The sequence below is a fragment of the Halomonas sp. DP4Y7-1 genome, from assembly GCF_019800705.1.
GTDB lineage: Bacteria > Pseudomonadota > Gammaproteobacteria > Pseudomonadales > Halomonadaceae > Halomonas > Halomonas litopenaei_A.
In genome coordinates this window covers 25,205-37,234 of record NZ_JAHVKS010000007.1, presented here as the reverse complement: position 1 = coordinate 37,234, position 12,030 = coordinate 25,205, and the positions used below count along the sequence as shown (strand labels likewise).

General features: G+C 61.5%; 13 protein-coding genes. 7 read left to right on the top strand and 6 right to left on the bottom strand.

Features of this window, described 5'->3' with window-relative positions; genetic code table 11:
* Position 1: 1 nt before the first annotated feature.
* Genes KUV72_RS13760 through KUV72_RS13750 form a run of 3 tightly spaced genes read right to left on the bottom strand, consistent with a single transcriptional unit; the run spans position 2 to position 1,847 of the window.
* Entirely contained in the window at positions 2-667 is a 666-nt protein-coding gene (locus KUV72_RS13760; protein ID WP_222238792.1) for a hypothetical protein, read from the bottom strand.
* Between the two features lie 16 nt (positions 668-683).
* Positions 684-1,418: a HupE/UreJ family protein gene (locus KUV72_RS13755; RefSeq protein ID WP_222163923.1), complete on the bottom strand. Its 735-nt coding sequence runs from the start codon at positions 1,416-1,418 to the stop codon at positions 684-686.
* Positions 1,419-1,472: 54 nt separating this feature from the next.
* On the bottom strand, positions 1,473-1,847 hold the full coding sequence (locus KUV72_RS13750) for a hypothetical protein (RefSeq protein ID WP_222163922.1): 375 nt from the start codon (positions 1,845-1,847) through the stop codon (positions 1,473-1,475).
* 135 nt (positions 1,848-1,982) lie between these two features.
* On the opposite strand from KUV72_RS13750, the gene KUV72_RS13745 reads away from it, so the two are divergent.
* Positions 1,983-2,258 carry a metal-sensing transcriptional repressor gene (locus tag KUV72_RS13745; protein WP_222163921.1) on the top strand — a complete coding sequence of 92 codons (276 nt, stop codon included), beginning with the start codon at positions 1,983-1,985 and terminating at the stop codon, positions 2,256-2,258.
* A 27-nt stretch (positions 2,259-2,285) separates the two neighbouring features.
* A complete protein-coding gene (locus KUV72_RS13740; protein ID WP_222238791.1) occupies positions 2,286-3,659 on the top strand; it encodes an MFS transporter in 1,374 nt (457 codons plus the stop codon).
* A gap of 117 nt (positions 3,660-3,776) precedes the next feature.
* Here KUV72_RS13740 and KUV72_RS13735 read toward each other — a convergent pair whose 3' ends face one another.
* On the bottom strand, positions 3,777-4,763 hold the full coding sequence (locus KUV72_RS13735; protein ID WP_224852135.1) for an alpha-E domain-containing protein: 987 nt from the start codon (positions 4,761-4,763) through the stop codon (positions 3,777-3,779).
* A 4-nt stretch (positions 4,764-4,767) separates the two neighbouring features.
* Complete coding sequence (locus tag KUV72_RS13730; RefSeq protein ID WP_222238790.1) at positions 4,768-6,225, bottom strand: circularly permuted type 2 ATP-grasp protein; 1,458 nt, start codon at positions 6,223-6,225, stop codon at positions 4,768-4,770.
* A 724-nt stretch (positions 6,226-6,949) separates the two neighbouring features.
* Here KUV72_RS13730 and KUV72_RS13725 point away from each other — a divergent pair.
* Positions 6,950-7,891 carry a transglutaminase domain-containing protein gene (locus tag KUV72_RS13725; RefSeq protein ID WP_222238789.1) on the top strand — a complete coding sequence of 314 codons (942 nt, stop codon included), beginning with the start codon at positions 6,950-6,952 and terminating at the stop codon, positions 7,889-7,891.
* Between the two features lie 144 nt (positions 7,892-8,035).
* Positions 8,036-8,518, top strand: a complete 483-nt coding sequence (locus KUV72_RS13720; RefSeq protein ID WP_222238788.1) for a phosphatidylglycerophosphatase A — start codon at positions 8,036-8,038, stop codon at positions 8,516-8,518.
* Positions 8,519-8,735: 217 nt separating this feature from the next.
* On the opposite strand, the gene KUV72_RS13715 is transcribed toward KUV72_RS13720, so the two are convergent.
* Positions 8,736-9,221: a fasciclin domain-containing protein gene (locus KUV72_RS13715; RefSeq protein WP_222238787.1), complete on the bottom strand. Its 486-nt coding sequence runs from the start codon at positions 9,219-9,221 to the stop codon at positions 8,736-8,738.
* Between the two features lie 524 nt (positions 9,222-9,745).
* Here KUV72_RS13715 and KUV72_RS13710 point away from each other — a divergent pair.
* The 3 genes from KUV72_RS13710 (at position 9,746) to KUV72_RS13700 (ending at position 11,987) form a co-directional block, all read left to right on the top strand.
* The gene (locus KUV72_RS13710) at positions 9,746-10,030 is read left to right on the top strand and encodes a hypothetical protein (RefSeq protein WP_222238786.1); all 285 of its coding nucleotides are present in this window, start codon (positions 9,746-9,748) and stop codon (positions 10,028-10,030) included.
* The gene (locus KUV72_RS13705; protein WP_222238785.1) at positions 10,027-10,233 is read left to right on the top strand and encodes a hypothetical protein; all 207 of its coding nucleotides are present in this window, start codon (positions 10,027-10,029) and stop codon (positions 10,231-10,233) included. The genes KUV72_RS13710 and KUV72_RS13705 overlap by 4 nt, the downstream gene beginning before the upstream one ends.
* A 293-nt stretch (positions 10,234-10,526) precedes the next feature.
* On the top strand, positions 10,527-11,987 hold the full coding sequence (locus KUV72_RS13700) for a Na+/H+ antiporter family protein (RefSeq protein WP_261317502.1): 1,461 nt from the start codon (positions 10,527-10,529) through the stop codon (positions 11,985-11,987).
* Positions 11,988-12,030: the final 43 nt, after the last annotated feature.

The following is a 12,030-nucleotide window of genomic DNA, read 5'->3' as shown; positions in this document are numbered from 1 at the left end:
ATCAGAGCATCCGCTTTAACTCACCGTAATCTCCGTCCAGGCGAAGCTCGATGGTCACTTCATTGTCATTGCGGTTGCGAAAAAACCAGCCATGGTTACCCGTGAAGGCGGCTTCTAGACTCCCCTCATCCTTTGCCACACCGCGCCCTTTCTCATAGCTGATGGCATTGCCGCTACCGTCGCCATGAGTATCGAAGTTGATCGGGCCACCCTCGGATTCCCAGACAAAGCGGGCTACGGCACCTTTCTCCATGGTCAGTTTGTATTCCGTCCCTTCGCCCGGTGTCAGGGTGAACTGCACCTCATCGCGCCAAGTAACGGCCGGCTCGGGTGCCGGGGCTTGCGCCTCAGCTGCGGCAGGCGCAGTCTCGGCGACGGCCTCCTGGGCCTCCTGCTTCGGCATGGCTGCGGCCGGGGCCTCTGGTTGAGGTGCCGCCGTGGCATTTATCCGGTCCAGTTCGGCCTCCTCGGCCAGCTGCTGCTTGATTTCCCCCATGTCGGTCAGCCCCAGTAGGCGTCCCGTGCCGGTCGGGTCGATGGCGTACTCCGCAGGCAGCACGACGGTGACCAGTAGCACGGTGGCGACCACGGCGGCCAACAGGGTTGAGCGAATCAACTTTCCGGTAGAGGGCAGTTCGGCGCGGTTAGGCATATCGGTGTTGTACATCTCGAACTCCTTGAAATCAGGTGGCGAACAGGCCGGTGAGCTGATAGCCGATCAGTACAAAACCGGCGCACATCATGGCGACATTGGCGGTGTAGGCATGGCTCAGGAAGCCCGGGGTGCGTCGCCAGAACCCCATCACGATAAGGATGGCCCCAAGGGCCAGCAGCTGGCCGATTTCCACGCCGACGTTGAACGCCAGCAGGTTGGGGACTAGGCCGTTCGGCGAGATTTCGTACTCGATGATCTTGGTCGAAAGGCCGAAGCCGTGGAAGAAGCCGAAGACCAGCGTCGCCGCCTTAGTGTTGGGCTGGAAACCGAACCAGCGCTGGTAGGCGCCGAGATTGTCCAACGTCTTGTAGACGACGGAGAGCCCGATGATGGCATCGATCAGATAGCTGTTGAGGCCGATGTTGAAATACACCCCGAGGAGCATCGTCGTGGAATGCCCCAGCGCGAATAGGCTGACGTAGATGGCGATGTGCTGCATCCGGTAGAGGAAAAAGATCACCCCTAGCAGAAACAGAATGTGGTCATACCCCGTCACCATGTGCTTGGCGCCGAGGTAGATGAACGACATCAGGTGGATGCCGTAGATCTCTTGGATATAGCCCTTGTCGCCTTCCGCGACGGCATGGGCGAGGGCATCGCCGCTGGCTCCTAGGAGCAATACCAGCAGGGCGAACAGGGTCAGGGCGTAGTGTCGGGCCTTATCAGGCACACCGCACTCGCCCCTCATCAATGAGGGGAACATGAAACTCTCCACGGTTTAGGTATCGAATTAAGGTCGCCTGACAGGCGACCAAGGTCATGCCGCCATGACCGGCCGTGGAGGGCGCTCGAGCCTGAAGGCTCGACGAAGCGGGCTGCCATCCCGCTGTTGCTGCCGGATGGTGCTGGGGGGCAGGAGTGCCATGACAATCCTGTCCATGATCCTATCCGCCGTCTCATGGAAGTGGCTTCCACCGTCATGGGACAGCGGCTGTCGGTCGGTCGACGCATGCACGTGGCGGTGCGCATGCCCATGCATTATCTGGAGTTCTTCCTGGAGGTTGTGCTCGACGGCCACTGCGTCGACCGGTCCGTGTGCGCGAGTTTCGCCGATGCCGGACATAACCAGCCCCTGCGCGATCAGCAGCAACAGGAACAGATGACCGAGGTGTTGGCACAGGCGGTTGAACATAGAGGCAGACTAGCTCCAAGGCGAAAGCCGAGATGATGCACCATGTGACCTTGTCTTCATGGGACATTGTCACGACAGCGTTCAGGAGTCTAACATCCCCCCCAGGGGGATATAAATACCAACGAGGAACGGATCATGACATCGCATACCCACCAGTCACATCCCGACATCATCAAACGCCTGAAGCGAGCGGGCGGGCACTTGGAGAGCGTGACCCGCATGATCGAGGAAGAGCGCTCTTGCCTGGAAGTGGCCCAGCAGCTACATGCCGTGGAGAAGGCGATCCAACAGGCTAAGCGGACCCTCATTCAGGATCATATTGACCACTGTTTGGATGAAGCGATTGCCCCCCAGGCACCGGGGGAGCGGGCCCGAGTCGACGACTTCAAGACGATTGTGCGCTATCTGTAACGTCTCTCTCATCACCAGGAGAACTGCATGATCAAGGTGCTGAGTCACCGCCGTTACCGTCACCTGTTCCTGGCCCAGATTACCGCCCTTGCCGGTACCGGACTGACGACGGTGGCCTTGGCGCTGTTGGCCTATGAACTGGCCGCGGGGCAGGCTGGGACCGTGCTGGGTACAGCGCTAGCGATCAAGATGGTGGCTTACGTGGGCATTGCGCCCCTAGTTGGGGCCTATGCTTCGCGTCTACCGCGCCGTGCCTTGCTAGTATGCCTGGACCTATTGAGAGCCTCAGTGGTCTGTACGCTGCCCTTCGTCACCGAGATCTGGCAGATCTACGTACTGATTTTCCTGCTCAATGGCGCCTCCGCGGGCTTTACTCCGGTCTTCCAGGCAACGATCCCAGATCTCCTCGAAGACGAGGGGGAATACACCCAAGCGCTATCACTGTCGCGACTCTCCTACGACCTAGAGAACCTGCTCAGCCCCATGGCAGCCGCAGCGCTGCTGATGGTCATGGGCTTCGATGTGTTGTTCTTGCTCAACGGTCTGGCCTTCCTGGTCTCGGCCGGCCTAGTCATCTCGGTAGTACTGCCGTCGCCCCAGGTGGTGGAGGAAGAGACGCCGAGCGTTTGGCGCAAGGTCTCCCATGGTATGCGGCTTTATCTAAAGACGCCTCGGCTGCGCGGGGTGCTGGCCCTGAATATGGTGGTATCGGCCGCTGGAGCCATGCAGGTCGTCAATACAGTGGTCTACGTCCGCTCCTCTCTGGGCCTGGGCGAGCAAGCGGTGGCTATGGCCTTCGCGGCGGTGGGAGGTGGTTCAATTCTGGCGGCTCTGCTGCTGCCAAAGGTGCTAGAACGCATGAGGGAGCGGCCGATCATGCTCACGGGCGCTGTAATGATGACGGTGAGCCTGTTCCTCGGTCTGCTCGCTCCCGACTTCGTCGGCCTTGTGGCGCTATGGTTCCTACTGGGCGCCGGCGCCTCTTTGGTAATGACCCCCACTGGGCGCCTGCTCAAGCAGTCGTGCCATCCAGAGGACCGTCCGGCGCTATTCGCCGCACAGTTCTCGCTATCACATGGCTGCTGGCTCGTGGCCTATCCGCTGGCCGGCTGGGTCGGGGCCAAGGTGGGGCTGACCGAGACCTTCGCCTTACTGGGGGTAATCGCGCTGCTATCGACGACGCTCGCGACCCGAGCCTGGTCGGCACGGGACCCGCAGATCCTCGAGCATGACCACGACCCGGTGGCGCATACCCATCTGCATTACCATGATGAGCACCATCAGCATGAGCATGAGGGCTGGGAGGGGCCGGAGCCCCATCGCCATCCTCACGACCATCTTGGAGGTCGGCATCGGCACGTCTTCGTCATCGATCAGCACCACATGAAATGGCCATTGTAAGGCCATGAAGACCAACATTGCTGATGGGGAACATATCGATCAGAGCCGGTAGCGAGCGACCGCCATAGCGCCGACAGCGAGTCGGCGCATGGCGTAGCTACCGTTCGCGACGTCCCGCTATTCCTCGTTGGCCACCGTCGCCAGCGCCACTTCCTCCAGGTCATCCAGCGTCGGAAAGTACGTGCGGGCAATGGCGGCATGCAGCTCTGCAACGCCCTGCTGCAGGGTGTCGATGAACTCGTGCAGCGCCTCGGGAGAACGAACCAGCGCCAGCACGTCGGCCTCGGCCACATCGGCGTGAACCAGCGTCGCGGTGGCCAATGCCCTGTCATGCCGCGGCAGCGAGCGCAGCGCACGCATGCTGTCCTTCAGACTGCGCGACACCGAGCGTGGAAACTTGCCGTCCTGCACCAGAAAACGCAGTACGTCAGTGGCTCTTACTCGACAACGCACGTGCTGGCGATACATCTGGTAGGCGGTCAGTGACTTCAGCACACTCATCCACTGCAGGTGCTCGAAGGGCCGAATCTCATCACTGTCTCGCTGCAGCAGGTTGGCCGAACGCACATCAATGATGCGGGTGATCATGTCGGCACGCTCCAGCTGGCGCCCCAACATCATGAAGGTCCGTGGACCGCCGTAGCTCAGGGTCCCTTCGATCAGGCCAATCAGCGTCTGGCAGCCACGAATCACCAGTTTGAGAAAGACCTCGCGACGGCCAGGTCCCAACCCGGCATCAGCCTGGGCGCTGGCATTCATGTAGAGCTGGTTGATCTCTTCCCAGACTTCCCGGGGCACCACGTCCCGGGTAGTCCTCAGGTTTTCCCGGGCCTGAGCCAGGGCGGACAGAATCGACCCGGAGTAGCGCCGGTCAGCACACAGAAACTGGATGACGTTGCGGTCATTGGGCTCATCGTAAAGGGTGGCAAAAAGCTCCCCGCCTCCGGTGATATCGACCATCGCCGCCCATCCCAGCGGCTGTCGATAGGGCATGTCGAGCATCAGGTGGCTGGAGACGTTGATCAGGCGCGCGGTGTCCTCGGCCCGTTCGATATAGCGGGCCATCCAGTACAGGTTCTCGGCGACTCTTGAAAGCATCAGCATGGTCTCAGTCCTCCCCCGTCTCGACGATCCAGGTGTCCTTGCTGCCCCCGCCCTGGGACGAGTTGACCACCAGCGACCCCTTTACCAGCGCAACACGGGTCAAGCCGCCGGTGGTGACATAGGCACCATCCTGGCCAGACAGGATGAAGGGCCGAAGATCGACGTGGCGAGGCTCAGGCCGACCGTCGAACAGGGTCGGCGTGGTCGACAGGTTGAGCATGGGCTGGGCCATGTAGTTGCGCGGGTCCTGCTGGATCAACTTGGCGAAGGCGTCGCGTTCCGCCTGGGAGGCCTGAGGGCCCATCAGCATGCCGTAGCCGCCTGACTCGTTGGCCGGCTTTACCACCAGTTCATGCAGGTGCTCCAGCACGTAGCGCCGATCCTCCTCAAGCATGCAGAGGTAGCTCGGTACGTTCGGCAGCAAGGCATCCTGGTCCAGGTAGTACTTGATCAGCTGCGGCACGAAGGCATAGACGACCTTGTCATCGGCCACCCCGGCCCCGGGGGCATTGGCCAGTGCCACCTTGCCGCTGCGCCAGGCCCGCATCAGTCCCGGCACCCCCAATACGGAGTCGGCACGGAAGGCCTCCGGGTCGAGGAAGGCATCATCGATACGCCGATAGATGACGTCCACCCGGGTCAGCCCCTGTACCGTGCGCATGTAGACCACATCGTCATCATCGACGACAAGGTCAGAGCCCTGGACCACCTGCACCCCCATCTGCTGCGCCAGATAGGCATGCTCGTAGTAGGCCGAGTTGTAGATCCCCGGCGTCAGCACCACCACTTGCGGGTCGTCCCAGGGACGAGGCGACATGCCGGCCAGCATGTCGTAAAGCTGGGGCACATAATCGTCCACGGGCAGGATCTTGCCCGAGGCAAACAGCTCCGGCAGCACGCGCTTGGTCACGTTGCGGTTCTCGAGCATGTACGAGACGCCGGAGGGGATTCGCAGGTTATCTTCCAGCACGTAGATCGTGCCGTCCCCACCGCGCACCAGGTCGGACCCACAAATGTGTGCCCAGACGCCGTGGGGCGGGTCGATACCGACACACTGGGGACGAAAGTTGACCGACTGCGCCAGCACATCGGCGGGCAAGACCCCATCCTTGATGACCTTCTGGTCGTGGTAGAGGTCGTCGATAAACAGGTTGAGCGCCTCGACGCGCTGCTTCAGGCCGGCTTCGGTACGCCGCCATTCATCGGCGGGAATGATCCTGGGTACGATATCGAAGGGCCAGGCCCGATCGATCATGCTGCCTTCCGAATACACCGTGAAGGTGATGCCCATGGTTCTGATGGCAATCTCTGCCGCCGTCTTGCGCTCAGCCAGCTCATCCGGCGCAAATCCCTCCAGCACGTCGCACAGCATCTTGGCCGCGTCCCGCGGCATCCCGGGCATGGCCACCAGTTCATCGTAGAACCCAGCGCAGTTGTACTGCTGCCAATCCACATGGCTCATCGGCACACCCTCTTGTTATCAACAGCGGTCTACCCTGCTATGCCTTCGTCCACCGAGGCATCCTGCACCGGATCGTGATGCACCAGACTGGCGTACATCCCATCGACATATCGGGGTCCCCTACCTGCTGTATAGCAAGGTCTGTACCAGAACACAGAAAATCTGCCGTATCGGACACAGGTAAGTTAGCCGCCGGGACAATCGGCACCGCAACGGGCACATGGCGGTGAATGCGTCACGCCCCTGGCAGGCTGCTGGCTCGTCCTCGGGGCAGTTCTGCCGACGCGCGCACCAGGACAGTGCGTCACGACGGGCTGAAACCGGCCTCCCCAACCTCAACAGGATGTGGATGCTTTGTCGCCGCCAAAGGGGTGTGGATGGTTTGGCCACGAGAGTTTGGTCTGGAGAGCTTGGTCAGGAAAGCGAGCCAAGCTCATGGACCCACCTGCGGATATTTGCCAGGGGTCCTGAGGGATGAGGTCCAGAGGGTATAAGGTTACAGTGCAGCTCAACGGGCATACGGCGGACTTGAGCCGATGCCCAGCCTGGGGTACATCTTGATCACAGCGCCACAGGTGCTGTATCCCTTCGTCATCAGGAGCCACATCGCACTCATCATGTCCTCGTATGCCGGGACCGCAGGACGGTCCATCCTTGACCATGACGTGCCTGCCAGCCGGCGCTGCGTCATGCGGGTATCAGGCCCTCGCTCGGGCACTGCAAGATGAACTATTACCTGCGCCATACCACCCGCTATCGCTATAGCGAGATCGTGACGCTCAGCGAGAACGAAGCCTGTCTGTCCCCTCGCGTGCTGGGCTGGCAACAGGTGGCCTTCGCGCGCCTGTCCACATCGCCCATGACTCCGCTGCACCAGCAACGCTGCGATGCCTTTGGCAACCGTATCAACCTGTTTGCCATCGACACGCCGCACCAGGTGCTGGAAGTAACCCTGGAAGCGCGGATCACCACCTCCCCACGGCCCCAGCCCCCTGCCAATGCCATGTCCTGGGAAACCTGCCGCGACCTGTTGGCAACACCTGGCACCACGAGCTACTGGGAAGCTCAGCCATTTCTCGAAAACTCGGCCTATATCGAGCGTCGTCCACTGCTGGCGGCGTGGGTGGAGGCCTGCTTTCCCCCTGGCGGCGACCTGGTGGAGTGTGTGGATGCCCTTAATCGCCGTATCTATGACGAGTTCTACTACGACAGTCAGTTCAGCAACCTGGAAACCACGCCGTCGCAGGTATTGGTAGAGCGTCGCGGGGTCTGCCAGGATTTTGCCCATCTTGCGATCGCCGCCTTGCGCTCTATCGGCCTGGCCGCTCGTTACGTCAGCGGCTACCTGGAGACCAGTCCGCCTCCTGGGCAGCCTCGCTTGCTAGGGGCAGACGCCTCACATGCCTGGTTCGCGGTGCTGATACCAGGGTGGGGCTGGCTGGACCTCGACCCCACCAACGGCGTGCGCGTTGGCGAGCGTCACTTGCTGCTGGGTTGGGGCCGAGACTATGACGACGTAGCGCCGATCAAGGGCGTCGTGACCGGTGGCGGCCGGCAACAGCTTGAGGTCGAAGTCGATGTCCTGCCCATCGCCAGCGACCCAGACGCCAGCGCCGAGGGTCATGGAGACAACAGCGACAGCATGGACGAGCCGCTGGCCAGCTGAAACGGCACGGCCCGAGCCGCTAGCACTTGGAGCCTGAGCGTTACACCACACGGGGATGTTCGCATTGCGTTCCTGCTCGCCAATCGCCACTATCGGCGTCTTGGCGCCTGACGATTCCCTGGGGCGCACTGCTGGAGAGGTGTCATGCAGGACCTGCTGATCTGGATCGCCACAGGCTTCGGGCTAGGCCACTCGCCCTGGGCCCCCGGAACCGTCGGAACCTTGATCGGCATTCCCGTGGCCTGGTACTTGCTGCGGCTGCCGCCGGCACGACGGCTTGCGATCGCGCTGCTGCTGATCCTGACCGCCGTTCCCATCTGCCACTTTGCCTCGCAGTGGCTGGGAGGCGGCGATCTCTCCCAGATCGTGCTGGATGAGTGGGTAGCCCTGCCGCTGGTAGTTCTGGCCTTCTCGCGCCACCGCCGACGGATCATGCTGCCGCTCGGATACCTGCTGTTTCGTCTGTTCGATATTTCCAAGCTATCCCCCGTGCGGGAGATCGAAGGCATCGGCGGCGGCCTGGGCATTGTCGCGGATGATGTCATGGCCGCCGTCTATGCGGCCCTGACTCTGGCCCTGCTGGTACGCCTGACACGCCGTTACTGGCGCACAGACAGCCCTCGCTAAGGAAGCGCGGAAGTCATCAGCCTAGCGGCGCAAGGCCCACGCAGCGCTGCCCCCGGAGCCTATGCGGTATAGGTGAGGAAATTGAGCAGCGCGTAACGCAGCGAAGCGGCGGAATTCATGCAGTGTTCCCCTACGCCTGTTCATGACAAAAAAAGCCGCCCTGAAGGGCGGCAAGACGGGACAGGATTCGATCGAAACCTATTAGTCAGTCCAGAACTCACTCCGGAATCAGCACGGCGTCAATGATGTGGATGACGCCATTGCTTGCCTGAATGTCACGCTCTACCAGCGTCGCGTTGCCTACTTGCCAATCACCATCCTGCTCCTCGACCGACATTTCGGTGCCCTGCAGGGTGGTGACAACATCACTGTCGCCCGGCTGCCACGCGCCATCCACAAGATGATAGGAAACCACCTCGACCAGACGCCGATGCTGAGTCTTGTCGTCGCTCAGCCAATCGTCGAGACGGCCTTCGGGCAGCGCGTCGAAGGCTTCCTGGGTCGCCGCGAAGACCGTCATCTCCCCTTCCTCGCTCATGCGCTCGTCCAGGTCGGACGCCTCCACCGCAGTAGCAAAGGTCGTCAGGCGCTCATCGTCCTGAATCACCTGCCACAGCGTGTCGCCCTCAGCCGCAGCTGCGCTGGTGCACACTGCCGAGGCGCTGAACAGCAACCCGGCGGCCAAAAGTCCCTTTGCCTTCATGCTCCTTCCTCCTGACATCATGCCTTCGGTGGACCTGTCGGCTCGTGGCACCGGAGCCCCACCCACCAGGGCTTCTCAACCTGCGTTCCATAAACCCGGCCCCTTAAACCGGAGCTCCTGAAACCTGGCTCCTTAAACCAAGGGCCAGTAAACCAAGTCCCCGTAAACCAGAGCCCTGTGAACCAGAGCCCTGTGAACCAAGGCCATCTGCACCACTCAGAACACCGAGGCGGTATGTAACAACATCATGTACAAAAACTAGACCAGATAAATATATCGTACAAGTATTTTTCTACCCGACGCTTTCCCCTCACCCTATCCATCAAAACGTCACAAAGAGGCGTCATCATGCTGCGTCGAAAGAAACGTCGGCGACGCCACAGCGCAAGCGCACCCCGCACAAGCTATACACAACTTGCACAAAATAGAAATACATGACAACCTTTTACATGACGCTGCAAGGGGTAGGCCAGCAAGGCAGCGAGCCACCGCTTGCAGCGTAACCTCGCAAGGAGCGATGAAAGATGACGCGCCAAGGAGGGCGCCAGATGTACTACCCCATCACATGCACACTGTGCGGCCATGACCAGGCCACCCTTATTCCGGCATCCGCTTCGCAGCACAATGACTGGGATGAACTCCGCTGCGTCGAGTGTGACGAATTCCACGCCACCGTTGCCGATTGGGAGCAGCGTCAGACACCGGACTATCTGCGATTTCTCAACAAGTCTCGCAGCCTGATGATGGCCATCCGCAGAGAGCAACATGGCCAACACCGCAGTGCTGTCGCACAGGAGTGCAGCGTATGATTACCGTTGCTCTAGACCTCAACTGCAGCATCTGCGGTCACAGCCGCTTCACTATTCCTGTTGGTCGCGACGACGGTGACAGCGTGCACTGCGCCAACTGTACCGCCTACAAGTGCAAGGCCATGGACCTGGAGCGGGCGCTCATGGCGACGACACCACCTCCCCCTCAGCCCATGCCCAGCCCAGCGGCGGCCATGGCCTGAGACACTGACACGCCACCGCGTCCTGGCGATGTTGCGCCGCCCCATCAGGGCGGCGCTTTTTATTGGCATGGTGAATCACCGGTCTGGCAAGCACCTGAAATAGCACCTGATATGACAGGAGGCTTGCAGGGTTAGACGCCTGGCGAGCGGTGTCTTGAGGTATGATCTTGGCGCCAGTGACGTTTGCCGCTGCCAGCACACTGAGAGGTGAGCAGCGTCAAACCCGCGTCACACCCCTCACTGGCCGCCCCGTAACCACCTGGACACATGGCTCAGATTGAGCCGGAGACACCATGCCCGACAATGCAATTCCGGCGGCCTCAGCGCGCCGTCAAGACAGCCGCGCCCAGGCGCTTCCTATCCTCGTGGTGTGCGCCGCGCTGTACGGCATCAGCCTGGCAGCCGGCTATCACATCAACGCGGTAGTGCTGACCATTCTCAGCATGATCATCCTTTGCCTGCTGAGGATTCCCGTGGCCATTGCCTTGATCAGTGCGGCCATGCTCGGCGCACTGCATGCTGGGATGCCGATGACCGACGCCATCGGCGCGTTCAACGACAATCTGCTGGTAGGCGCTCAGGTGGGTCTGACCTATGTGATGATCGGCGCCTTCGCCGTTGCGCTGTCCCGCAGTGGCCTGCTGGAGCTGCTGGCCGATGCCATTTCATCGCGACTTGGCAGTCACGAGGAAGGCACTCGGCGCAGCGTCAAATGGACGCTGTTCGGGCTATTCATCGTGGCCTCGCTGATGTCCCAGAATCTGGTGCCGGTGCATATCGCCTTTATCCCGATCTTGATCCCACCGCTGCTTGGTGTGCTGGACCGTCTCAAGGTCGACCGCCGCGCCGTAGCCTGCATTCTGGCGTGCTCTATCAGCGCCAGCTACCTGCTGCTACCCACCGGATTTGGCGCCATTTTCCTCAACGAGATCCTGCTGGCCAACGTCAACAGCGTGGGCGCTGCACACGGCCTGACAGCGACTGCCGACATGGCGCCCAAGGCCATGGCCTTACCCGTGCTGGGACTGGTCGCAGGGCTGCTGGTGGCAGTCTTTATCAGCTACCGCAGGCCGCGGGACTACGCCACTCCTGACGCCTCCGTCGCGATCACCCGGCCGACCGCCCCCTCGCGGCTGAAGCCCCTTCAGCTCATTATCACGCTGGCGGCGCTGGCCGTGGCGCTGGTCTTTCAGCTTAGCTTTGATTCACTGCTGATCGGAGCCATGGTGGGCTTCCTGATTCTGACCCTTGGCGGCATCTTCCGCTGGCAGGAGCAGGACGACGTGTTCACCGATGGGCTGCGAATGATGGCTCAGATCGCCGTCATCATCACCATCGCCTCAGGCTTCGCCGGCGTACTGACCGCGACGGGGGAAATCGACGCCCTGGTCAGCGCCTCGGCAGCGTTGATTGGCGGCAACATGGCGGTGGGCGCAGCGGTCATGCTGATCGTCGGTCTGTTCATTACCATCGGCTTTGGCGATTCCTTTGCCAGCGTGCCCATTCTGGCCCCGATCTATCTGCCGCTGGCGCTGACGCTGGGCTTTGACCCGCTAGCGGCCATTGCCCTGCTGGGCGCTTCTGCCGCCCTCGGCGATGCCGGCTCGCCTGCGTCGACCATTACCCTTGGGGCCACGGCCGGCTTGAACGCCGACGGCCAGCACGACCATATTCGGGACAGCGTCATCCCCACCTTCCTGCACTGCAACCTCGGTATGCTGGTCTTTGCCTGGATCGCGGCGATGGTGCTCTGACGCTCACCGGGCAGCGACCCAGCGGGATAGGACGGCGTCCCCG

Bases quoted from the DNA above. Each gene is read 5' to 3' on its own strand.
- KUV72_RS13760 (WP_222238792.1), bottom strand. From the start codon at position 667: ATGTACAACACCGATATGCCTAACCGCGCCGAACTGCCCTCTACCGGA.
- KUV72_RS13755 (WP_222163923.1), bottom strand. From the start codon at position 1,418: ATGTTCCCCTCATTGATGAGGGGCGAGTGCGGTGTGCCTGATAAGGCC.
- KUV72_RS13750 (WP_222163922.1), bottom strand. From the start codon at position 1,847: ATGTTCAACCGCCTGTGCCAACACCTCGGTCATCTGTTCCTGTTGCTG.
- KUV72_RS13745 (WP_222163921.1), top strand. From the start codon at position 1,983: ATGACATCGCATACCCACCAGTCACATCCCGACATCATCAAACGCCTG.
- KUV72_RS13740 (WP_222238791.1), top strand. From the start codon at position 2,286: ATGATCAAGGTGCTGAGTCACCGCCGTTACCGTCACCTGTTCCTGGCC.
- KUV72_RS13735 (WP_224852135.1), bottom strand. From the start codon at position 4,763: ATGCTGATGCTTTCAAGAGTCGCCGAGAACCTGTACTGGATGGCCCGC.
- KUV72_RS13730 (WP_222238790.1), bottom strand. From the start codon at position 6,225: ATGAGCCATGTGGATTGGCAGCAGTACAACTGCGCTGGGTTCTACGAT.
- KUV72_RS13725 (WP_222238789.1), top strand. From the start codon at position 6,950: ATGAACTATTACCTGCGCCATACCACCCGCTATCGCTATAGCGAGATC.
- KUV72_RS13720 (WP_222238788.1), top strand. From the start codon at position 8,036: ATGCAGGACCTGCTGATCTGGATCGCCACAGGCTTCGGGCTAGGCCAC.
- KUV72_RS13715 (WP_222238787.1), bottom strand. From the start codon at position 9,221: ATGAAGGCAAAGGGACTTTTGGCCGCCGGGTTGCTGTTCAGCGCCTCG.
- KUV72_RS13710 (WP_222238786.1), top strand. From the start codon at position 9,746: ATGACGCGCCAAGGAGGGCGCCAGATGTACTACCCCATCACATGCACA.
- KUV72_RS13705 (WP_222238785.1), top strand. From the start codon at position 10,027: ATGATTACCGTTGCTCTAGACCTCAACTGCAGCATCTGCGGTCACAGC.
- KUV72_RS13700 (WP_261317502.1), top strand. From the start codon at position 10,527: ATGCCCGACAATGCAATTCCGGCGGCCTCAGCGCGCCGTCAAGACAGC.